Below are 22525 nucleotides of genomic sequence, written 5' to 3'. Positions count from 1 at the left end.
TCCTGTCCCGCGGGAACGCAATGCAAGAGAAGGACCCTTTCATGGCCCCCAAGAAAAAGGTCACCGGCCTCATCAAGCTGCAGATCAATGCAGGCGCCGCCAACCCGGCTCCTCCCATCGGTCCCGCGCTTGGCCAGCACGGTGTCAACATCATGGAATTCTGCAAGGCATACAACGCCGCCACGGAGTCCCAGCGCGGAAACGTCATCCCCGTGGAGATCACGGTGTACGAGGACCGCTCGTTCACCTTCATCACCAAGACCCCGCCCGCAGCCGAGCTGATCAAGAAGGCAGCCGGCGTCGCCAAGGGATCCGGTACCCCGCACACCGTCAAGGTCGCGAAGCTGACGAACGCCCAGGTCGAAGAGATCGCCACCATGAAGATGGAAGACCTCAACGCCAATGACGTCCAGGCTGCCGCGAAGATCATCGCCGGCACCGCCCGCTCGATGGGCATCACGGTCGAGGGCTGACAGCCCCCACCACCCGCCCCATACGGCATCGCCGTAGAAGGCACACCACCAATTCACAGCACGACGGCGCCGCCCAGTGCGGAACGCTCGTGAGTGGCAGGGCCCAGCGCGGTCCGACGACCACGACTGCATAAGGAGAACAAGCAGATGGCACAGCGCAGCAAAGCATATAGGGGAGCTGCCGCGAAGATCGAGGCGGACAAGCAGTACGCCCCCTTCGAAGCGGTAGTCCTCGCCAAGGAGACCAACCCGTCGACGTTCGACGCCACGGTCGAGGTGTCCTTCCGTCTCGGAGTGGACCCCCGCAAGGCGGACCAGATGGTCCGCGGCACCGTGAACCTCCCCCACGGCACGGGCAAGACCGCCCGCGTCCTGGTGTTCGCAACGGGCGAGAAGGCAGAGGCAGCCATCGCTGCCGGCGCCGACTTCGTCGGTTCCGACGACATGATCGAGAAGGTCTCCGGCGGCTGGACCGACTTCGACGCAGCGGTTGCAACCCCTGACCTCATGGGCAAGGTGGGACGCCTCGGAAAGATCCTCGGCCCCCGCAACCTGATGCCGAACCCGAAGACCGGAACGGTCACGGCGGACGTCGCCAAAGCTGTCACCGACATCAAGGGCGGCAAGATCGACTTCCGCGTCGACAAGCACTCGAACCTCCACTTCATCATCGGCAAGGTTTCCTTCGACGAGCAGAAGCTGGGCGAGAACTACGCTGCCGCACTCGAGGAGATCCTCCGCCTGAAGCCTTCGGCTTCGAAGGGCCGGTACATCCAGAAGGCGACGGTCTCGACCACCTTCGGTCCCGGCATCTCCGTCGACCCGAACGTCACCAAGGTCTTCGCCGTCTAGGTCGACCTTCGAAAAGCCCCGCAGCGCCTGCTGCGGGGCTTTTTCGTGCTCCGTGGCCCTCAGTGATTGAGGTCTGCCAATCAGTGAGGCTAAGCTCGGGGCATGGACACCTTCAGCATCGGCCTGCTCCACGTTCCCACGTCCCTCTGCGGGGAGGAGTCCTACGACTTCGCGCAGAGCGCCGGCGTGAGTGACGCCGTCGAGCGCGGGGTGTGGGGCCATGACGACCACGGCATGGACCTGCCCGAGCGGTTCGCCCGGGACCAGGCGACAGCGGACCGCGGGTTCGTCCTGGGCGTCGCGCGGGACGGCGGGCGCATCGTGGCGAACGCCCGGCTGAAGTTCCCCCTTCGGGACAACCTGCAGACGGTCTCCGTGCGGCTCGAGGTCCTTCCCTCCCACCGGCGGAGGGGGATCGCCACCGCGCTCCTCGCCTTCGCGGAGCGGCAGGTGGCGTCCAGGGGGCGCACCGTCATCATGGCGTGGAGCGACGCACCCGTGCAGGGCGGGGAGCCGACCGGCCCGGTCCTCGTGCCGCCGACCGGCGCCGGCTCGTTCCCTGCCTCCGAGCCGTCGGCCGTCCTCGCCCTGCGCTCGGGCTTCGAGCTCGTACAGGTGGATCGACTGAGTGTCCTCCACCTCACGCCCGCACCGGCAGTGCTGGACGGAGTGGGGCGGCAGGAACGCGGGGCGCGTGCCGTGGGATCGGGGAACTACGAGCTCCTGGCCTGGACCGACCACTGTCCGGCGGATCTCGTCGACGACTATTCGCTCCTGCGCCGGAGGATGAGCACGGATCCTCCCCTCGGCGGATTCGCACAGGAGGAGGAGGCGTGGGACTCCGACCGGATCCGGCGGGAGGAGGACCGGTCCCTGGCCGCCGGCGCTTCGAAGCTCGTCTGCGCCGTACGGCACCGGGCGAGCGGCCGACTGGTCGGGCACACCATCCTCCAGTGGTCCGCCTCCTGGCCGGCCGTGGTGTACCAGGAGGACACCCTGGTCCTCGAAGAGCACCGCGGACACCGGCTCGGCATGTGGCTGAAGGCTGCGAACCTCGGACGTGTGCTCGACGCATGGCCGTCCGCGGAACGCATCTACACCTGGAACGCGGAGGAGAACTCGTTCATGTTGAACGTGAACATCGCCCTGGGCTTCCGTCCCGCCGGCCACACCGCAGGCTGGCAGAAGGTACTGGCCTAGGGCCGATTTGGTGCGGCTCCTGCTGTCACGTACGCTTTAACTACCAAAGACCGTCGGTCGGTCCACCTCCACTTCGTCGAAGCGCATCCGTGTGCGGTAGCGAAGAAGGATATGGATCCGAAAGCTCCCGTAAGGGACGGCCTACGCAGGTGAACGAAGCTCCTCTTTCCTGGCTCGTGCCACGAAAGCAAAGCCCCGTGCATCTGCGCGGGGCGTTTTTATTGGAGCTGGGAAGCCGGCGCATATTCCCCCGGAAGGAGGGTTATGGCAACGCCAACAAAGGTTTCTGCAGTGGACGAGATCACTACCGATTTCAAGGATTCCACCGCTGCTGTCCTGACCGAATACCGCGGGCTCACTGTTGCTCAGCTGAAGGAACTCCGCCGTGCCCTTGGCGCGGACACCAAGTTCTCCGTCGTCAAGAACACCCTGACGGGCATCGCGGCTAAGGAAGCAGGCATCGACGCGTTCGAGGGCCAGCTGTCCGGACCCACCGCGATTGCCTTCATCAAGGGTGACGCCGTAGCTGCTGCAAAGAGCCTCACGGATTTCGCGAAAGCCAACCCGAAGCTCGTCATCAAGACCGGAATCTTCGAGGGCAAGGCCCTCGATGCTACCGAGGTCGTCGCCCTGGCGGCCCTCGAGTCGCGTGAACTCCAGCTCGCCCGGGTGGCAGGTGTCCTCAAGGCGCCGATGTCCTACCTGGCCCGCACGGTCGATGCACTGCGCATCAAGCTCGAGGAAGAAAGCGGCGCTGCAGCCGACGCTGACGCTCCCGTCGCCGAGGAAGCCGCTGCGCCCGCAGAAGCTGCCGCGGAGGCTCCCGTCGAGGAAGCCGCAGCACCCGAAGCGAACTAGTTTCCCTTCGATCCACACACTCCGGTGCAGTGCACCACTAAAGGAAGGACGCCTCCCATGGCGAAGCTCACCAACGAAGAACTCATTGAGGCTTTCAAGGAACTGTCCATCATCGAACTCTCGGACTTCGTGAAGTTGTTCGAGGAGACCTTCGATGTCACCGCCGCTGCCGTTGCAGTAGCAGGCCCCGCCGGTGGCGGAGCCGACGCTGTCGAAGAGGAGCAGACGTCCTTCGACGTCATCCTCGAGGCTGCCGGCGAGAAGAAGATCGCAGTGATCAAGGAAGTCCGCGCGCTCACCTCGCTGGGCCTGAAGGAAGCCAAGGACGTTGTCGACAGCGCTCCCAAGGCCGTCCTCGAAGGCGCCACCAAGGAAGCCGCAGAGAAGGCCAAGGAGTCCCTCGAGGCTGCCGGCGCCACCGTCACCCTCAAGTAACACCCTCTGCTCACCGGCCCGGCGCATGCCGGAGCCGCTGCAGTACGAAAAAGCCCCGCTTCGCGAGAAGCGGGGCTTTTTCGTCGTTCCGGGGCCGGCGAGGCCGGTGAGCGTCGTCCCGTGCCGTGCTCAGCGCCAGAGAAGCAGGGCTTCGCCCTGCCCGCCACCTCCGCAGAGACTCACGGCTGCCCGGCCGGAGTCGCGTCGCGCGAGTTCCATCGCCGCATGGAGGGCGAGGCGCGCACCCGAAGCTCCGATGGGGTGCCCGAGGGCGATGGCCCCGCCGTGGATGTTGCACTGCTCCAGGGGGTAGTCGAGATCCTTGAGGGACTGGCATGCCACGGACCCGAAAGCCTCGTTGATCTCGATGAAGTCGAGGTCCGAGGTGCTCCACCCGGCGCGGTCGAGGGCCTGCAGGATGGCGGCTGAGGGCTGCGAGTGCAGCGTATTGTCAGGTCCGGCCACCTGCCCCGGCTTCCCGACGACGGCGAGGACCGTCAGCCCTGCCTCGTCCGCGAAGGAGCGGGTCGTGATAACAAGGGCCGCTGCGCCGTCGGACAGGGGAGAGGAGTTGCCGGCCGTGATCGCCCCGTCGGGGTTGAAGGCCGGCCGCAGCCTGGCGAGCGACTCGACGGTCGTCGCTGGGCGGATGCCCTCGTCGGCGGTCAGGATGACGTCGTCGCCCTTGCGCTGCCTGACGGTGACCGGGACGATCTCCTCTGCCAGGATGCCGCTGTCGGTCGCAGCCGCAGCTCGCTGGTGGGACACTGCGGCGACGGAGTCCTGCGCCGTGCGGTCGATCTCGAGGCGTACATTGCCGCGCTCCGTGGAGGCACCCATGGAGTCGTTGTCGAATGCGTCGGTCAGGCCGTCGTGGGCCACGGAGTCGAGGGCCTGGATGGAGCCGTAGTTCCAGCCCTGGCGTGAGCCCGGGAGGAGGTGGGGGCCACGGGTCATCGACTCCTGGCCTCCGGCGACCACGACGCGCGCCTCGCCGCTGCGGATGAGGCGGGCGGCATCGATGACAGCCGTGAGGCCGGAGAGGCACACCTTGTTGAGCGTGACGGCTGGCACGTTCCAGGGGATACCGGCTTTCACCGCCGACTGGCGGGCCGGATTCTGCCCGCATCCCGCCTGGACGACGTGTCCCAGGATGACGGCGTCGACGGCTGTGGCGTCGACACCAGAGCGTTCCAGTGCCGCCGTGATCGCGAGGGCGCCGAGCTCGACGGCCGTGAAGGATGCGAGCTGTCCGTTGAGGCGTCCGAGGGGTGTGCGGGCGCCTCCGACGATGACGACGTCGTCGGGGGTTGGCGTGGGTGTGGCCATGGCGAAACTCTCTTTCGTCGTTGAAATGGTGCCGCTACAAGGGTAGGTGTTCCCGGTGGTGGTCAGGCGGCGTGGCGCGGCCCCGGGCCGCCGGCGCCGTGCGGGTAGAGCAGGGGCAGCTGTAGCGTCAGCCACGGACTGAACGCCCACGGGGTCGATGTCACGGCACGCACCAGTTCGGCCGCATCCACCCACTGGACGTCCATGACCTCCTCGGGCAGGGGTGCCACCGGGCCATCCGCGACGGCGGTGTACACGGGGCAGATCTCGTTCTCGACGATGCCTGATGCGTCCACGGCCCGGTAACGGAAATCGGGGAGCGCCGGCCGGATGTCCCGGACGGTGAACCCGAGCTCCTGGGCTGCCCGGCGGGTCACCGCAGCCTCGAAGCCCTCACCCGGGGCGGGATGCCCGCAGAAGGAGTTCGTCCACACCCCCGGCCACGCCTTCTTCCCGAGCGCACGTCGCGTGACGAGGATGCGCCCGGCGTCGTCGAACACATGCGTGGAGAACGCGAGGTGGAGTGGCGTCTCGAAGGTGTGGACGGTCGCCTTGTCGTGGGTGCCGATCGGAGTACCGTCCTCGGCGAGCAGCACCACGACCTCGGGTGCCGGACCTCCGTCGCCGCTGCCTACCGAGCCCTGCTCGATGGTTCCTGCTTCGCTCGCCATGCTGGCACTCTTTTCCGCTGGTTGTCCGCTCCGTGCGCCAGGGCCCGCCGCGTCCGGCGGCCGTCCCGGCTGCATACGCCCCGCGTTTCGTCAGGGGCGCCCTACTCGTTGTTTACTTTACCTATGGACATGGACACTCTGCTGGTCGAGCCCGCGGGGCTCGAGCAGGTCGAGGGTGCACTCGAGCGGTTCTTCGAGGAGTCGAAGGTCCGTGCCGCCAAGATCGGTCCCGGGTACCACGGCCTGTGGGAAACCCTCGAGCGCTGCACTGCCGGTGGAAAGCGCTTCCGGCCACGCCTGGTGATGTCCTCCTACCAGATGCTCGGTGGCCGCGATCTCGAGAACGCAGCCGAAGTGGGTGCCGCCTTCGAGCTGCTGCACACGGCCCTGATCGTGCACGACGACGTGATCGACCGGGACTTCGTCCGCCGGGGCATACCGAACGTCTCGGGCCGCTACCGCAGCATCGCCGAGGCAGCAGGCATGTCGCCCGACGGCGCCCGCCACGTCGGACTGTCAGCTGGAGTCATCGCCGGCGACCTCGCCCTTTCCAACGCCTACCGCCTGCTCGAGCGGGTCGAGGCTCCGGCCGCGACGCGCCGGAGGCTCGGCGAGATCCTGGACGAGGCGCTCTTCGCCTCGGCCGCCGGGGAATTCCTCGATATCGAGACGTCCCTCCATCCCACGATGCCGCCGCTCGAGGACATCGTCCGGATGGCACGCCTGAAGACCTCCGTCTACTCCTTCGAAGGGCCGCTGCAGGCGGGCGCCGTCCTCGCCGACGCCGACGCCGAGGTGATCGTCCGCCTCGGTGATTTCGGGCGCGACGCCGGGATCGCCTACCAGATCGCCGACGACCTCCTGGGTGTCTTCGGCAACGAGACACGCACCGGCAAGACGAACTGGGGTGACCTGCGTGAGGGCAAGCGCACGGCCCTGCTGTCCTACGTCTCCTCCCGTCCCGAATGGGAGAGTATCTCGTCGCTGGTGGGTAGCCCCGGGATGTCCGCCGCGGAGGCGGACCACGTCCGGCGCATCCTCGTCGACAGCGGAGCGAAGGCATACTCCGCGGACCTCGCTGCGGAATATGCCTCGCGGGCCCGCACCCACCTCGAGTCCGCCGTCGTGCCGGCCGCACTGCGGTCCGCCCTCGAGTCCGTGGTGTCCGCCGTCGTGGACAGGGTCCACTAGGTGGCTGTCGAGGATGCGCTCGCGCGCTACAATGCGGCCGCATTGAAGACCTCGGCCGAGGTCATCCGCTGCTATTCGACGTCGTTCGGCATGGCATCGCGCATCCTCGACCGCACCACCCGCAGCTCCATCGAGGCCGTCTACGCGCTGGTCCGCGTCGCCGACGAGATCGTCGACGGCGCCGCCGCCGGGGCCGGACTGCCGCCCGCCGGAGTGGAGCGGCTGCTCGACGACCTCGAGCGTGACACCGAGACGGCCATGACCACGGGCTACAGTGCCAACCTCGTGGTGCACGCCTTCGCCGTCACAGCGAGGACCACGGGAATCGGCACCGACCTCACGCGCCCTTTCTTCGCATCCATGCGCGCCGACATCACCCGGAGCGAGCACACCCAGGAGTCCTTCGACCTGTATGTCTACGGATCGGCCGAGGTCGTCGGGCTCATGTGCCTGCGCGTCTTCCTGGTCGGCAGGACCGTAGCTCCGGAGCAGGAAGCCGTCCTCGTGGACGGCGCTCGGCACCTCGGTGCTGCCTTCCAGAAGATCAACTTCCTGCGGGACCTCGCGGAGGATTTCTCCACCCTCGGCCGGAGCTACTTCCCGGACGTCCGTCCCGGGAGCTTCACCGAGGAGGACAAGCTCCGGCTCCTCGACGACATCGACGAGGACCTGCGCGTCTCGGCTGCGGCGCTTCCGGGCCTTCCTCCGGCGCCTCGCCGCGCTGTCGCCCTCGCCCAGGGCCTGTTCACCGAACTTGCCCTGAGGTTGCGGTGCACGCCGGCGGACGAACTCCTCAGGACACGGATCCGGGTCCCGAACCCGGTCAAGTTCCGCATTCTGGCGAAAGCCTTCACCGGTCGCGCGGTACCGGGACTCACCGCGCAGGGAAGGACGGCATGACACCGCAGAGAGAGCGTGCGCGCGTGGGGGAACGGGACGTCGTCGTGATCGGCGGCGGTATCGGCGGGCTTGCGACGTCGGCCCTGCTCGCCCGGGAGGGCCACCGGGTCACCCTGCTCGAGAAGCGCGACCAGGTCGGAGGCCGGGCCGGATCCTGGGAGCAGGACGGCTTCCGCTTCGACACGGGTCCGTCCTGGTACCTGATGCCCGAGGTGATCGACCACTTCTTCAAGCTCATGGGCACGAGTGCCGCCGAACAGCTCGACCTGCGGAAGCTCGATCCGGGCTACCGCGTCGTCTTCGAGGAGGGCTTCGACACTGTCGACGTGCCCGCGGACCGCGAAGCCGTCACCAAGCTCTTCGAGTCCATGGAGGCAGGGGCGGGGGAGCAGCTCTCGAAGTATCTCGACTCCGCCGAGGACGCCTACGAGATCGCGAAGAAGCGCTTCCTCTACTCGACCTTCCAGTCCTTCCTGCCGTTCTTCCGCCCGGACGTCCTGAAGCGCCTTCCGCGGATCGGTTCCCTCCTGCTGCAGCCGCTGCAGTCCTTCGTCGAGAAGCGCTTCAAGGACCCGCGCATCCAGCAGATCCTCGGATATCCGGCCGTCTTCCTCGGCAGCTCGCCCTTCGATGCGCCGAGCATGTACCACCTCATGAGCCACCTCGACCTCGACGACGGCGTGCTCTATCCGATGGGCGGCTTCACGACCCTCATCGCGGCGATGCAGCGGGTGGCGACCGCCGCCGGCGTCGACATCCGCACGGGCGCGGACGTCGTCTCCATCGACACCGATGCGCGCACTCCGGGCAGGTCGCCCCTCGACCGCCGGTCGGCCACGGTTCGTGCAGTGACCTACCGCGCGGCAGGCACGACGACGACGGTCGACGCCGACATCGTCGTCTCCGCCGCCGATCTACACCACACCGAGACCACGCTGCTGCCGGCCGACCTGCGGACGTACCCCGAGAAGTACTGGGAGAAGCGCGTCCCGGGTCCGAGTGCGCTGCTGCTCTACCTGGGCGTCCGGGGGAGCCTGCCGCAGCTCGAACACCACACGCTCCTGTTCACCACGGACTGGCGGGACAACTTCGGCCGGATCTTCGGCAGGGAGACCTCGGTGCCCTCGCCGGCGTCGCTCTACGTCTGCCGCCCCAGCGCGACCGATGACTCCGTGGCACCCGAGGGGCATGAGAACGTCTTCGTCCTCGTGCCGATCCCGGCGGATGTCACCATCGGCAGGGGCGGGCTCGAGCGCGGGGGAGACGCCCGGGTGGAGGACCTCGCCGACGCCGTGATCGGCCAGATCTCCGAGTGGGCGGGAGTCCCGGACCTCGCCGAGCGGATCGTGGTGCGGCGGAGCTACGGACCGCAGGACTTCGCGGACGACCTCAACGCCTGGCGCGGAACCAGCCTCGGGCCCGCGCACATCCTCAAGCAGAGCGCTTTCTTCCGCGGGTCGAACCGGAGTGCGAAGGTCGACAACCTGTTCTATGCGGGGAGTTCCACCGTTCCCGGCATCGGGATCCCGATGTGCCTCATCAGCGCGGAACTGATCGTGAAGCGATTGCGCGGGGACACGAGCACGGGGCCGCTCGCCGAGCCTGCGACGGGTTAGGCTGTTGCCACTGCCGGAGCGCCGGGCCAATACTTCCTCCGCCCGGGTGCGGCAGGCTTGACGGAGGAGGGTGCAACGCGCTATTGGACTTTCTCATGCCTGTGCCGTAGTGTAGGTCTTTGCGTCTTCCCTCTAAAACCTCAGCCTTCATATAGCGGTGGGCTTTGCTCTGCTCTCGTCGTTTAACCTGGCCACCTGGTTGGGGTTCACGCGGGCAGACTTCCGGTAAGCACTGAGATCCCCGCAGCATCCTGCGGTGGCGGTGCTGAGGCGAGGGCGCTGACAAGCCTGACGGTCTGTGGAAGGATCCCTCTTGGTCGCCCCGAGCACCTCTAATAATGCAACCGCTACCAGCCAGGTCGACGCCGACGGCGCCGCATCCAGGCTCTCATTCGCAAAGATTCACGAACCGCTTGACGTACCCAATCTTCTCGCCCTCCAGACGGACAGCTTCGACTGGCTCGTCGGCAACGAGCGCTGGAAGGCGCGCGTCGAGGAAGCGCTGGAAAAGGGACTGCAGGGTGTAGCCACGACCTCCGGTCTGGCTGACATCTTCGAAGAAATCTCCCCCATCGAGGATTTCCAGGGCACCATGTCCCTGAGCTTCTCGGAGCCCGAGTTCGCCGACCCCAAGTACACGATGGCCGAGTGCAAGGATCGCGACGCGACCTACTCCGCCCCGCTGTACGTCAAGGCCGAGTTCATGAACAACAACACGGGCGAGATCAAGCAGCAGACCGTCTTCATGGGTGATTTCCCCCTCATGACCGACAAGGGCACCTTCGTCATCAACGGCACCGAGCGTGTCGTCGTGTCGCAGCTCGTCCGCTCGCCGGGCGCCTACTTCGAGCGCACCGCCGACAAGACCAGTGACAAGGACATCTTCAGCGCGAAGATCATCCCCTCACGTGGTGCCTGGTTCGAGCTCGAGATCGACAAGCGCGACCAGGTCGGCGTCCGCCTCGACCGGAAGCGCAAGCAGTCCGTCACCGTACTGCTCAAGGCACTCGGCTGGACCGAAGGCCAGATCCTGGAGGAGTTCGGCCAGTACGACTCCATCCGCGCCACCATGGAGAAGGACGCGACGGAGACCCGCGAGGACGCCCTCCTGGACATCTACCGCAAGCTGCGACCAGGCGAGCCCCCCACGGTCGAGGCTGCGCAGACGCTTCTGGACAACCTGTACTTCAATCCGAAGCGCTACGACCTCGCGAAGGTCGGCCGGTACAAGATCAACCGCAAGCTCGGCATCGACAAGGACCTCACGGATTCCGACGCCTCGGTACTGAACATCAACGACATCGTCGCGATGATCAAGTTCCTGGTCGCCCTGCACGCCGGTGACAAGACCCTCGGCGGCAAGCGCGACGGCGGCGACGTCGAACTCCGCGTCGAGGTCGACGACATCGACCACTTCGGCAACCGTCGCATCCGCGCCGTCGGTGAGCTCATCGAGAACCAGGTCCGCACCGGCCTGTCCCGCATGGAGCGTGTCGTCCGCGAGCGTATGACCACTCAGGACGTCGAGGCGATCACCCCGCAGACCCTGATCAACATCCGTCCCGTCGTGGCCGCGATCAAGGAGTTCTTCGGGACGTCCCAGCTGTCGCAGTTCATGGATCAGAACAACCCCCTCGCCGGTCTGACGCACAAGCGTCGCCTGTCCGCGCTGGGCCCGGGTGGCCTGTCCCGTGACCGCGCCGGCATGGAGGTCCGTGACGTCCACCCCTCGCACTACGGACGCATGTGCCCCATCGAGACCCCTGAAGGCCCGAACATCGGCCTCATCGGTTCGCTCGCCTCGTACGGCCGCATCAACGCGTTCGGCTTCATCGAGACCCCGTACCGCAAGGTCGTCGACGGCATCGTCACCGACCAGATCGACTACCTGACCGCTGATGACGAGGTGGAACGCCTCATCGCCCAGGCCAATGCGCCGCTCAGCGAGAAGAACACGTTCGTCGAGGACATGGTCCTCGTGCGTACCCGTGGTGGCTCCGGCGAACCTGTGCTCGTCGTGCCCAACGAGGTCGAGTACATGGACGTCTCCCCGCGCCAGATGGTGTCCGTCGCGACCGCGATGATCCCGTTCCTGGAGCACGACGACGCCAACCGCGCCCTCATGGGTGCGAACATGCAGCGCCAGGCCGTGCCCCTGCTCCGTTCCGAGCGTCCCCTTGTGGGCACTGGCATGGAGAAGAACGCAGCCGTCGACGCCGGTGACGCAGTCACCGCGACGAAGGCCGGCGTGATCAAGGAGGTGTCGGCCGACATGGTCAGCGTCCTCAACGACGACGGCACCGAGACGAACTACCCGATCATGAAGTTCGCCCGCTCCAACCAGGGCAACGCGTACAACCAGCGTGTCCTCGTGTCCGAGGGCGACCGCGTCGAATTCAATACGATCATCGCCGACGGTCCGTCGACCGACCAGGGCGAGCTCGCGCTGGGCAAGAACATGCTCGTGGCGTTCATGTCCTGGGAGGGTCACAACTTCGAGGATGCGATCATCCTGTCGCAGCGCATCGTCTCCGACGATGTCCTGACGTCGATCCACATCGAGGAGCACGAAGTCGATGCCCGCGACACCAAGCTCGGTGCCGAGGAGATCACGCGTGACATCCCGAACGTGTCCGAAGAGGTCCTGGGCGCGCTCGACGAGCGCGGCATCATCCACATCGGTGCAGAGGTCGAGGCCGGCGACATCCTCGTCGGTCGAGTCACTCCCAAGGGTGAGACGGAACTGACCCCGGAGGAGCGCCTGCTGCGCGCCATCTTCGGCGAGAAGAGCCGCGAAGTGCGCGACACCTCGCTGAAGGTCCCCCACGGCGAGTCGGGAACGGTCATCGGCGTACGCATCTTCGACCGCGACAACGACGACGAGCTGCCCCCGGGAGTCAACCAGCTGGTCCGCGTCTACGTGGCCCAGAAGCGCAAGATCACGGACGGCGACAAGCTTGCCGGCCGTCACGGCAACAAGGGCGTCATCTCCAAGATCCTGCCGATCGAGGACATGCCGTTCATGGAGGACGGTACCCCCGTCGATATCGTCCTGAACCCCCTGGGTGTTCCGGGCCGTATGAACGTCGGACAGGTCCTCGAGATCCACCTCGGCTGGGCAGCCAAGCAGGGCTGGAAGATCGAGGGTGAGCCAGAGTGGATGAAGAACCTCCCGAACCTTCCCCGGGAGATCTCCTCGACCACCGTCGCGACCCCCGTGTTCGACGGCGCCACCGAGGATGAGATCGTCGGCCTGCTCGGCTCCACGAACGTCACGCGTGACGGACAACGCCTCATCGGCGAGTCCGGCAAGGCATGGCTGTTCGACGGCCGCTCCGGCGAGCCGTTCCCGGATCCGATCTCCGTCGGCTACATGTACATCCTGAAGCTCCACCACCTGGTGGACGACAAGATCCACGCCCGCTCCACCGGCCCGTACTCCATGATCACGCAGCAGCCGCTGGGTGGTAAGGCGCAGTTCGGTGGCCAGCGCTTCGGTGAGATGGAGGTGTGGGCCCTCGAGGCCTACGGTGCTGCCTACACGCTGCAGGAACTCCTGACCATCAAGTCGGATGACATCCACGGACGCGTCAAGGTGTACGAGGCCATCGTCAAGGGCGAGAACATCCCCGAGCCGGGCGTTCCCGAGTCCTTCAAGGTGCTGATCAAGGAAATGCAGTCGCTCTGCCTGAACGTGGAAGTCCTCTCCACCGACGGCACCACGATTGAAATGCGTGACTCGGATGAAGAAGTCTTCCGGGCCGCGGAGGAACTGGGCATCGACCTCTCACGGGCCGAGCCGAGTTCTGTCGAGGAAGTCTAGGTTCCACGCCCCGAACCGGTGTTCGAACGCGGCCAACGAAATTTCTGGCGGCCGCGGACGGCCTTGAAATATTAAGGGCCGCTTCCTCGAACACCGGTCCGGTGCGGGCCTGGACCCCCGCCGCACCCCATAAGACTTCAAGAATTTAGAGAACTAAGAGAGAACAGGGACCCTATGTCCAGCGAATCCTCCTTCGGCCTCATGCGAATCGGCCTTGCCACCGCGGATGAAATCCGTGGCTGGTCTTACGGCGAGGTCAAGAAGCCGGAAACCATCAACTACCGCACGCTTAAGCCCGAGAAGGACGGCCTCTTCTGCGAGAAGATCTTCGGCCCTTCCCGCGACTGGGAGTGCTACTGCGGCAAGTACAAGCGCGTGCGCTTCAAAGGCATCATCTGTGAGCGCTGCGGCGTCGAGGTCACCCGTGCCAAGGTGCGCCGCGAGCGCATGGGGCACATCGAGCTCGCCGCTCCCGTCACGCACATCTGGTACTTCAAGGGTGTCCCGTCGCGCCTCGGCTACCTCCTCGACCTGGCTCCGAAGGACCTCGAGAAGGTCATCTACTTCGCCGCCTACATGATTACCTCGGTCGACGACGAGAACCGCCACGCCGAGCTGCCCAACCTCCAGGCCGAGCACGACCTCGAGAAGAAGCAGATGACGGACCAGCGCGACTCCGACATCGCCGCGATCGCCAAGGATCTCGAGAACGAGATCGCCCGTCTCGAGGGTGAGGGCGCCAAGGCTGCGGACAAGAAGAAGGCCCGCGACTCGGCCGACCGCCAGATGGCAAACGTCCGCAAGCGGGCGGACGCCGACATCGAGCGCCTCGTGCAGGTGTGGGAGCGCTTCAAGACCCTCAAGGTCGCCGACCTCGAGGGTGACGAAGGCCTCTACCGCGAGCTGCGCGACCGCTACGGACTGTACTTCGAGGGCTCCATGGGCGCCGAGGCCATCAAGAAGCGCCTCGAGAACTTCGACATGCCTGCCGAAGCAGAAATGCTGCGCGACATCATCCAGAACGGCAAGGGCCAGCGGAAGACGCGTGCCCTGAAGCGCCTCAAGGTGGTCAATGCCTTCCTGACGACGACGAACAGCCCCCTGGGCATGGTCCTCGACGCCGTGCCGGTCATCCCGCCGGAACTGCGCCCGATGGTCCAGCTCGACGGCGGCCGTTTCGCGACGTCCGACCTCAACGACCTGTACCGCCGTGTCATCAACAGGAACAACCGCCTCAAGCGCCTGCTGGACCTCGGAGCCCCCGAGATCATCGTGAACAACGAGAAGCGCATGCTGCAGGAAGCCGTCGATTCCCTGTTCGACAACGGTCGCCGTGGGCGTCCCGTCACCGGTCCGGGCAACCGTCCCCTGAAGTCCCTCTCGGACATGCTGAAGGGCAAGCAGGGCCGATTCCGCCAGAACCTCCTCGGCAAGCGCGTCGACTACTCGGGCCGCTCGGTCATCGTCGTCGGCCCGCAGCTGAAGCTGCACCAGTGTGGTCTGCCCAAGCAGATGGCCCTGGAGCTCTTCAAGCCGTTCGTGATGAAGCGCCTGGTCGACCTCAACCACGCGCAGAACATCAAGAGCGCCAAGCGCATGGTCGAGCGTTACCGCCCCCAGGTGTGGGACGTGCTCGAAGAGATCATCACCGAGCACCCCGTGCTGCTGAACCGTGCACCCACCCTGCACCGTCTCGGCATCCAGGCGTTCGAGCCACAGCTCGTGGAAGGCAAGGCACTCCAGCTGCACCCGCTGGTCTGTGGCGCGTTCAACGCGGACTTCGACGGCGACCAGATGGCAGTACACCTGCCGCTGAGCCCCGAGGCCCAGGCCGAGGCACGCATCCTGATGCTCTCCTCGAACAACATCCTGAAGCCGTCGGACGGCCGTCCGGTCACCCTGCCCTCGCAGGACATGATCATCGGTCTGCACCACCTCACCACCAAGCGTGAGGGAAGCGCCGGCGAAGGCCGCGTCTTCACGAGTGTCGCCGAGGCCATCATGGCGTTCGACATGAATTCGCTGCATCTCAACTCTGTGGTCCGGATCCGCGTCGACAACTTCGTGCCCAGTGCCGACGTCGCCGCTCCCGAGGGCTGGGAGCCAGGCACGCCGGCGCTGATCGAGACGTCGCTCGGACAGGTCCTGTTCAACGAGACGCTTCCCCTGGATTACCCCTGGGTGGAGAAGGTCGCCGACAAGGGCCAGCTCTCGACGATCGTCAACGATCTTGCCGAGCGCTACCCGAAGGTCGTCACGGCGGCAACGCTGGACAACCTGAAGGACTCCGGTTTCTACTGGGCCACGCGCTCAGGCGTCACCGTTGCCATCTCCGATATCTCCGCGCCGATCAACAAGGCCGGCATCATGGAGGGCTACGAGACCCAGGCCGCCAAGGTCCAGTCGCAGTTCGACAACGGCCTCATCGCGGACGAGGAGCGCCGTCAGGAGCTCATCGACATCTGGAACAGGGCGACCAACGAGGTTGCGGCCTCGATGCGCGCAGCGATGCCGAAGGACAACACCATCAACCGCATGGTGTCCTCCGGTGCTCGTGGCAACTGGCTGCAGGTTCGCCAGATCGCCGGTATCCGTGGCCTCGTGGCCAACCCCAAGGGCGAGATCATCCCGCGTCCGATCAAGTCCTCGTACCGCGAGGGCCTGTCGGTCCTGGAGTACTTCATCGCCACGCACGGTGCCCGTAAGGGCCTCGCTGATACCGCCCTGCGTACGGCCAACTCGGGTTACCTGACCCGCCGTCTGGTCGACGTCTCGCAGGACGTCATCGTCCGCGAGGACGACTGCGGTACCGAACGTGGACTCAAGGTGATCATCGCCGTGCCGAACGCCGATGGTGAGCTGGTCCTGCACGAGGAGGTCGAGAACTCGGCGTACGCCCGTACGCTGGCGACCGACGTCGTCGATGCCAAGGGTGCAGTGCTCGCTGCCGCGGGTTCGGACCTCGGGGACGTCGTCATCGGCGAGCTGTTCGAGGCCGGGATCACCGAGATCAAGGTCCGCTCGGTCCTCACCTGTGAGTCCAGTGTCGGAACGTGTGCACTGTGCTACGGCCGCTCGCTCGCGACCGGCAAGACCGTGGACATCGGAGAGGCTGTCGGTATCATCGCCGCCCAGTCGATCGGTGAGCCCGGGACACAGCTGACCATGCGTACCTTCCACACCGGTGGTGTCGCCTCCGCGGAGGACATCACCCAGGGTCTGCCCCGTATCCAGGAGCTCTTTGAGGCGCGTACCCCCAAGGGTGTCGCCCCGATCTCCGAGGTCGCAGGTCGCGTCACCATCGAGGATGCCGAGAAGCAGCTTCGCCTGGTGGTCACGCCCGACGACGGTTCCGAGGAGATCGCGTACCCGGTCCTGCGCCGTGCACGCCTCCTGGTCTCCGACGGGGAGCACGTCGAGGTCGGGCAGCAGCTCGTCTTCGGTGCGGTCGACCCGAAGCAGATCCTCCGGATCCTCGGCCCGCGCAAGGCCCAGGAGTTCCTGGTGGACGAGGTCCAGCGCGTGTACCGCAGCCAGGGCGTCGGCATCCACGACAAGCACGTGGAAGTCATCGTCCGGCAGATGCTCCGTCGCGTCACCGTGATCGAGTCCGGCGAGTCGGACCTGCTTCCGGGTGAACTGGCAGAGCGTCGCCGCTTCGAGAACGAGAACCGCCGCGTGGTATCCGAGGGCAAGAAGCCGGCTTCAGGCCGGCCCGAGCTCATGGGTATCACCAAGGCGTCGCTCGCGACCGAGTCGTGGCTGTCGGCCGCTTCCTTCCAGGAGACCACGCGTGTCCTCACGCAGGCCGCCATGGAAGGCAAGAGCGATCCGCTGCTCGGCCTCAAGGAGAACGTCATCATCGGTAAGCTCATCCCGGCCGGTACCGGCCTGGACCGCTACACGAAGGTGACGGTCGAGCCCACCGAGGAAGCCAAGGCGAACCTCTTCACCGGTCCGAGCGCGTTCAGCGACTTCGACTATGCCGGCGTCGAGGGTGGCCTGAGCCCCGAGTTCCACGCGATCCCGCTGGACGACTACGACATGGGCAACAGCGACTTCCGCTGATGCACCACGTCCTGGCGGCTGATCGCCGTCGGGATCGAACGTCCTGAGAAAGGCCCCGGACCCTGTGGGTCCGGGGCCTTTCCCGTCCCCAGGAATGCGCAGGTTGCGCGGGGGAGCGGGGCCGCACGGGAGCAGCTTCCATCTCTGGTAGACTTGGGACCAATTGTTTGTGTGGCAAAGGATTGGCGTTGCGAAACGTATCTCCGTGTTGTACGTAAGTTGTACAACGAATGCCACATTTTCGCACGCCTACAGTCGTTTTGCGGCAGCTTCGTCGTCGGTGTTGCGCCAAACGACTGATCATCCCGACTTTTGGATGGCGCGGCCCTGCGAGGTGGCTGCAGCCGCCGAGTAGGGCGACAGGGATCTCATCTTCTGACATTACGGAGAACACGAAAGTGCCTACGATTAACCAGCTGGTCCGCAAGGGCCGGACACCTAAGGTCTCCAAGACCAAGGCGCCCGCACTGAAGGGCAGCCCCATGAAGCGCGGCGTCTGCACCCGCGTCTACACCACCACCCCGAAGAAGCCGAACTCGGCTCTCCGCAAGGTCGCCCGCGTGCGCCTCAACGGCGGCATCGAAGTGACCGCCTACATCCCCGGCGTCGGTCACAACCTTCAGGAACACTCCATCGTGCTCGTGCGCGGTGGCCGTGTGAAGGACCTTCCCGGTGTCCGTTACAAGATCATCCGCGGCGCGCTGGACACCCAGGGCGTCAAGAACCGCAAGCAGGCTCGTAGCCGCTACGGCGCAAAGATGGAGAAGAAGTAATATGCCACGTAAGGGCCCGGCCCCGAAGCGGCCGCTCGTTCTAGATCCCGTCTACGGTTCACCCCTGGTCACGCAGCTGATCAACAAGGTGCTCGTTGACGGCAAGAAGTCCACCGCAGAGCGCATCGTGTACGGCGCACTCGAAGGTGCTCGCGCCAAGTCCGGTGGCGATCCCGTCGCAGCCCTCAAGAAGGCCATGGACAACGTGAAGCCGACCCTCGAGGTCCGCTCACGCCGCGTCGGCGGTGCAACCTACCAGGTGCCCGTCGAGGTCAAGCCCGGTCGTTCGACCGCCCTGGCCCTTCGCTGGCTCGTCGGCTACTCGAAGGCCCGCCGCGAGAAGACGATGACCGAGCGCCTGCAGAACGAAATCCTCGACGCTTCCAACGGTCTCGGTGCCGCAGTCAAGCGCCGCGAGGACACGCACAAGATGGCCGAGTCGAACAAGGCCTTCGCACACTACCGCTGGTAGCAGATCTGCCGGCCGGACCGGACCCCCATCGGGTCCGGTCCGGCAGGCGTTCCAGCAGAACTCCATTTTCGCAATAAGGGAGACACCGTGGCACAGGACGTGCTTACCGACCTCAACAAGGTCCGCAACATCGGCATCATGGCCCACATCGACGCCGGCAAGACCACTACTACCGAGCGCATCCTGTTCTACACGGGTGTAAACCACAAGATCGGTGAGACGCACGACGGCGCCTCCACCACTGACTGGATGGAACAGGAGAAGGAGCGCGGCATCACCATCACGTCTGCCGCCGTGACCTGCTTCTGGGAGAACAACCAGATCAACATCATCGATACTCCCGGACACGTCGACTTCACCGTCGAGGTCGAGCGCTCACTGCGCGTCCTCGACGGCGCCGTCGCGGTGTTCGACGGCAAGGAGGGCGTCGAGCCCCAGTCGGAGACCGTCTGGCGTCAGGCCGACAAGTACGAAGTGCCCCGCATCTGCTTCGTCAACAAGATGGACAAGCTGGGCGCCGACTTCTACTTCACCGTCGACACCATCATCAGCCGCCTGGGCGCCAAGCCCCTCGTGCTGCAGCTCCCCATCGGTGCCGAGAACGACTTCGTCGGCGTCGTCGACCTGCTCCACATGCGTGCCCTCGTCTGGCCCGGTGACTCCAAGGGTGACGTGACCATGGGTGCCAAGTACGAGATCCAGGAGATCCCCGCCGACCTCCAGGCCAAGGCCGAGGAGTACCGTGCAACGCTCGTCGAGACCGTTGCCGAGGCTTCCGACGAGCTCATGAACAAGTACCTCGAGGGCGAGGAGATCTCCATCGAGGAGCTGAAGGCCGGCATCCGCAAGATGACGATCAACTCGGAGCTCTACCCCATCCTGTGCGGCTCCGCGTTCAAGAACCGCGGCGTCCAGCCGATGCTGGATGCAGTCATCGACTACCTGCCCTCGCCCCTCGACGTACCCCCGATGATCGGTCACGATCCCCGGAACGAAGAGATCGAGCTCACGCGCAAGCCCAGCACCGAGGAGCCGTTCTCGGCCCTCGCGTTCAAGGTTGCAACGCACCCGTTCTTCGGACAGCTCACGTTCATCCGCGTGTACTCCGGTCACGTCACTGCAGGAACGCAGCTGGTGAACTCGACGAAGAGCAAGAAAGAGCGCATCGGCAAGCTGTTCCAGATGCACGCGAACAAGGAGATCCCCGTGGATGAGGCCTCCGCAGGCCACATCTACGCCGCGATCGGTCTGAAGGACACGACGACGGGCGACACCCTCTCGGATTCGGCGAACCAGATCGTCCTCGAGTCCATGAGCTTCCCCGCACCCGTGATCTCGGTGGCGATCGAGCCCAAGACGAAGGGCGACCAGGAGAAGCTGTCCACAGCTATCCAGAAGCTCTCCGCCGAGGATCCGACCTTCCAGGTGTCCCTCAACGAGGACACCGGCCAGACGATCATCGCCGGCATGGGCGAGCTCCACCTGGACATCCTGGTGGACCGCATGCGCCGCGAGTTCCGCGTCGAAGCGAATGTCGGCAAGCCGCAGGTCGCCTACCGCGAGACCATCAAGAGCAAGGTCGCCAAGCACGACTACACCCACAAGAAGCAGACGGGTGGCTCCGGCCAGTTCGCGAAGATCCAGATCGCGATCGAGCCGATGGAGGTCGAGGAAGGCGTCCTGTACGCCTTCGACAACAAGGTCACAGGTGGACGCGTGCCCCGCGAGTACATCCCGAGTGTCGATGCCGGCATCCAGGATGCGCTCAACGACGGCGTCCTGGCCGGTTACCCGGTCGTCGGTATCAGGGCGACCCTGCTCGACGGCGCCTACCACGATGTCGACTCCTCCGAAATGGCCTTCAAGATCGCCGGTCGCATGGCGTTCAAGGAAGCCGCACGGATGGCCAAGCCAGTGCTGCTCGAGCCGCTGATGGAGGTCGAGGTGCGGACCCCTGAGGAATACATGGGTGAAGTCATCGGTGACCTCAACTCCCGCCGTGGCCAGATGCAGTCGATGGAGGATGCGAGCGGTGTGAAGGTCATCACCGCGCACGTCCCCCTGTCGGGCATGTTCGGGTACATCGGTGACCTGCGGTCGAAGACCCAGGGCCGTGCCGTGTACTCGATGAAGTTCGACAGCTACTCGGAGGTCCCGAAGGCAGTGGCCGACGAGATCATCCAGAAGACGCGCGGCGAGTAGACCCTCCCGGAAACGGGGATTCCGGGGAGTGAGCCGGCCTGTCCTAGGGCCGGCCGGCTCGTTCCCCAGCAGTCGGACCGCATGGTTCCGGCGGCGAACAGCAATTTCAACAAAACCAAAAGCCCCCAGTAGACTTGCATGAGTTTCAGCCACGAAAAGCGTGGCTGGGAAGCAATTCTTCTCAAACGTTCTAGGAGGAACCCGTGGCGAAGGCAAAGTTCGAGCGGACTAAGCCGCACGTTAACATCGGCACCATCGGTCACGTTGACCATGGAAAGACCACGTTGACGGCTGCCATTTCCAAGGTGCTGTACGACAAGTACCCCACTCTCAACGAGCAGCGTGACTTCGCGTCGATCGACTCGGCTCCCGAGGAGAAGCAGCGCGGCATCACCATCAACATCTCGCACGTCGAGTACCAGACCGAGAAGCGCCACTACGCACACGTAGACGCCCCCGGCCACGCCGACTACATCAAGAACATGATCACCGGCGCGGCTCAGATGGATGGAGCCATTCTCGTTGTGGCCGCCACTGACGGCCCGATGGCTCAGACCCGCGAGCACGTCCTGCTCGCCCGCCAGGTCGGTGTCCCATACCTGCTGGTCGCACTCAACAAGTCCGACATGGTCGACGACGAGGAACTCCTCGATCTCGTCGAGATGGAGGTCCGCGAGCTGCTCAGCGCGCAGGGCTTCGACGGCGACGAGGCCCCTGTGGTCCGCGTTTCGGGCCTGAAGGCCTTGGAAGGCGACCCCGAGTGGGTCAAGTCGGTCGAGGACCTGATGGCTGCCGTGGATGAGTCCGTTCCGGACCCCATTCGCGACAAGGACAAGCCGTTCCTCATGCCTGTCGAGGATGTCTTCACCATCACCGGCCGCGGAACCGTTGTCACGGGCCGCGCCGAGCGTGGAACCCTGAAGATCAACTCGGAAATCGAGATCGTCGGAATCCGTCCGGTCCAGAAGACCACGGTCACCGGTATCGAGATGTTCCACAAGCAGCTTGACGAAGCATGGGCCGGCGAGAACTGTGGCCTCCTGCTCCGTGGCATCAAGCGCGAGGACGTAGAGCGCGGCCAGGTCATCGTGAAGCCGGGTTCCATCACCCCTCACACCGACTTCGAGGCCAACGTCTACATCCTGGCCAAGGACGAGGGCGGGCGTCACAACCCGTTCTACTCGAACTACCGCCCGCAGTTCTACTTCCGTACGACCGACGTCACCGGCGTCATCACCCTCCCCGAGGGCACGGAAATGGTCATGCCCGGTGACAACACTGAAATGTCAGTGGCGCTCATCCAGCCCATCGCCATGGAAGAGGGCCTCGGCTTCGCTATCCGCGAAGGCGGCCGCACGGTTGGCTCGGGACGCGTCACGCAGATCCTGAAGTAACCGAGCACAGTATTTATTGCCGGCCAGTCCGGTGATCCGACGAAGGACCCCCGCTGTATCCACAGCTGGGGTCCTTCTGCGTTCGTCCCTCGGGAAACCCCTGAATCTGCTGCCCGAGGACCCATAACAGGGCTCGCGGTGGTGCGGACGCGGGGCCGGTTCGCAATCATCCGGGCAATCTGCGACACTAGATAAGTTGTTCAAGCGCTAGCGCGTGCGGTCTGAGACCTCATCCCGGTCAGGATAATGCCTGATGCAGGGTTCAAGT

The 22525-nt window shown here is 65.3% G+C and carries 16 protein-coding genes; 14 read left to right on the top strand and 2 right to left on the bottom strand.

The features are described 5' to 3' along the window. The first annotated feature begins 41 nt into the window (after positions 1 to 41). The 5 genes from rplK (at position 42) to rplL (ending at position 3818) form a co-directional block, all read left to right on the top strand. Entirely contained in the window at positions 42 to 473 is a 432-nt protein-coding gene (gene rplK, locus D6T63_RS00625) for a 50S ribosomal protein L11 (RefSeq protein WP_087030133.1), read from the top strand. Between the two features lie 147 nt (positions 474 to 620). Next, on the top strand, positions 621 to 1325 hold the full coding sequence (gene rplA, locus D6T63_RS00620; protein WP_120147097.1) for a 50S ribosomal protein L1: 705 nt from the start codon (positions 621 to 623) through the stop codon (positions 1323 to 1325). A 102-nt stretch (positions 1326 to 1427) separates the two neighbouring features. After that, entirely contained in the window at positions 1428 to 2525 is a 1098-nt protein-coding gene (locus tag D6T63_RS00615; protein WP_120147096.1) for a GNAT family N-acetyltransferase, read from the top strand. Positions 2526 to 2789: 264 nt separating this feature from the next. Continuing rightward, the gene (rplJ, locus tag D6T63_RS00610) at positions 2790 to 3383 is read left to right on the top strand and encodes a 50S ribosomal protein L10 (protein WP_120147095.1); all 594 of its coding nucleotides are present in this window, start codon (positions 2790 to 2792) and stop codon (positions 3381 to 3383) included. A 57-nt stretch (positions 3384 to 3440) separates the two neighbouring features. Continuing rightward, positions 3441 to 3818, top strand: a complete 378-nt coding sequence (gene rplL, locus D6T63_RS00605; RefSeq protein ID WP_120147094.1) for a 50S ribosomal protein L7/L12 — start codon at positions 3441 to 3443, stop codon at positions 3816 to 3818. A gap of 129 nt (positions 3819 to 3947) precedes the next feature. Here the strand turns inward: rplL and D6T63_RS00600 are convergent, their stop codons facing one another. After that, the gene (locus D6T63_RS00600) at positions 3948 to 5147 is read right to left on the bottom strand and encodes an acetyl-CoA C-acetyltransferase (protein WP_120147093.1); all 1200 of its coding nucleotides are present in this window, start codon (positions 5145 to 5147) and stop codon (positions 3948 to 3950) included. Positions 5148 to 5209: 62 nt separating this feature from the next. Continuing rightward, positions 5210 to 5818, bottom strand: coding sequence for an isopentenyl-diphosphate Delta-isomerase (idi, locus tag D6T63_RS00595; protein WP_120147092.1), 609 nt, complete (start codon positions 5816 to 5818; stop codon positions 5210 to 5212). A gap of 123 nt (positions 5819 to 5941) precedes the next feature. Here idi and D6T63_RS00590 point away from each other — a divergent pair, with 123 nt between their 5' ends. The 9 genes from D6T63_RS00590 (at position 5942) to tuf (ending at position 22257) form a co-directional block, all read left to right on the top strand. Continuing rightward, positions 5942 to 7009 carry a polyprenyl synthetase family protein gene (locus tag D6T63_RS00590; RefSeq protein WP_120147091.1) on the top strand — a complete coding sequence of 356 codons (1068 nt, stop codon included), beginning with the start codon at positions 5942 to 5944 and terminating at the stop codon, positions 7007 to 7009. Then, a complete protein-coding gene (locus D6T63_RS00585; protein WP_235830463.1) occupies positions 7010 to 7909 on the top strand; it encodes a phytoene/squalene synthase family protein in 900 nt (299 codons plus the stop codon). After that, a complete protein-coding gene (crtI, locus tag D6T63_RS00580; protein ID WP_120147090.1) occupies positions 7906 to 9525 on the top strand; it encodes a phytoene desaturase family protein in 1620 nt (539 codons plus the stop codon). Before D6T63_RS00585 ends, crtI begins: the two co-directional genes overlap by 4 nt. A gap of 313 nt (positions 9526 to 9838) precedes the next feature. Beyond that, the gene (gene rpoB / locus D6T63_RS00575) at positions 9839 to 13348 is read left to right on the top strand and encodes a DNA-directed RNA polymerase subunit beta (RefSeq protein WP_120147089.1); all 3510 of its coding nucleotides are present in this window, start codon (positions 9839 to 9841) and stop codon (positions 13346 to 13348) included. A gap of 174 nt (positions 13349 to 13522) precedes the next feature. Further along, the gene (locus tag D6T63_RS00570) at positions 13523 to 17416 is read left to right on the top strand and encodes a DNA-directed RNA polymerase subunit beta' (RefSeq protein WP_120147088.1); all 3894 of its coding nucleotides are present in this window, start codon (positions 13523 to 13525) and stop codon (positions 17414 to 17416) included. A 398-nt stretch (positions 17417 to 17814) separates the two neighbouring features. After that, positions 17815 to 18189, top strand: coding sequence for a 30S ribosomal protein S12 (gene rpsL, locus D6T63_RS00565; protein WP_120147087.1), 375 nt, complete (start codon positions 17815 to 17817; stop codon positions 18187 to 18189). Between the two features lies 1 nt (position 18190). Then, the gene (gene rpsG / locus D6T63_RS00560) at positions 18191 to 18661 is read left to right on the top strand and encodes a 30S ribosomal protein S7 (RefSeq protein ID WP_087076905.1); all 471 of its coding nucleotides are present in this window, start codon (positions 18191 to 18193) and stop codon (positions 18659 to 18661) included. An 87-nt stretch (positions 18662 to 18748) separates the two neighbouring features. Continuing rightward, positions 18749 to 20863 carry an elongation factor G gene (fusA, locus tag D6T63_RS00555; protein ID WP_120147086.1) on the top strand — a complete coding sequence of 705 codons (2115 nt, stop codon included), beginning with the start codon at positions 18749 to 18751 and terminating at the stop codon, positions 20861 to 20863. A 203-nt stretch (positions 20864 to 21066) separates the two neighbouring features. Beyond that, entirely contained in the window at positions 21067 to 22257 is a 1191-nt protein-coding gene (tuf, locus tag D6T63_RS00550; RefSeq protein WP_120147085.1) for an elongation factor Tu, read from the top strand. Positions 22258 to 22525 lie beyond the last annotated feature (268 nt).

The organism is Arthrobacter cheniae, from assembly GCF_003602275.1.
GTDB classification, from domain to species: Bacteria; Actinomycetota; Actinomycetes; order Actinomycetales; family Micrococcaceae; genus Arthrobacter_D; species Arthrobacter_D cheniae.
This window is presented reverse-complemented; position numbering and strand designations above follow the sequence as displayed.

Bases quoted from the DNA above. Each gene is read 5' to 3' on its own strand.
- D6T63_RS00615 (WP_120147096.1), top strand. From the start codon at position 1,428: ATGGACACCTTCAGCATCGGCCTGCTCCACGTTCCCACGTCCCTCTGC.
- rplK (WP_087030133.1), top strand. From the start codon at position 42: ATGGCCCCCAAGAAAAAGGTCACCGGCCTCATCAAGCTGCAGATCAAT.
- rpsG (WP_087076905.1), top strand. From the start codon at position 18,191: ATGCCACGTAAGGGCCCGGCCCCGAAGCGGCCGCTCGTTCTAGATCCC.
- D6T63_RS00600 (WP_120147093.1), bottom strand. From the start codon at position 5,147: ATGGCCACACCCACGCCAACCCCCGACGACGTCGTCATCGTCGGAGGC.
- rplJ (WP_120147095.1), top strand. From the start codon at position 2,790: ATGGCAACGCCAACAAAGGTTTCTGCAGTGGACGAGATCACTACCGAT.
- rplL (WP_120147094.1), top strand. From the start codon at position 3,441: ATGGCGAAGCTCACCAACGAAGAACTCATTGAGGCTTTCAAGGAACTG.
- idi (WP_120147092.1), bottom strand. From the start codon at position 5,818: ATGGCGAGCGAAGCAGGAACCATCGAGCAGGGCTCGGTAGGCAGCGGC.
- D6T63_RS00590 (WP_120147091.1), top strand. From the start codon at position 5,942: ATGGACATGGACACTCTGCTGGTCGAGCCCGCGGGGCTCGAGCAGGTC.
- D6T63_RS00570 (WP_120147088.1), top strand. From the start codon at position 13,523: ATGTCCAGCGAATCCTCCTTCGGCCTCATGCGAATCGGCCTTGCCACC.
- crtI (WP_120147090.1), top strand. From the start codon at position 7,906: ATGACACCGCAGAGAGAGCGTGCGCGCGTGGGGGAACGGGACGTCGTC.
- rplA (WP_120147097.1), top strand. From the start codon at position 621: ATGGCACAGCGCAGCAAAGCATATAGGGGAGCTGCCGCGAAGATCGAG.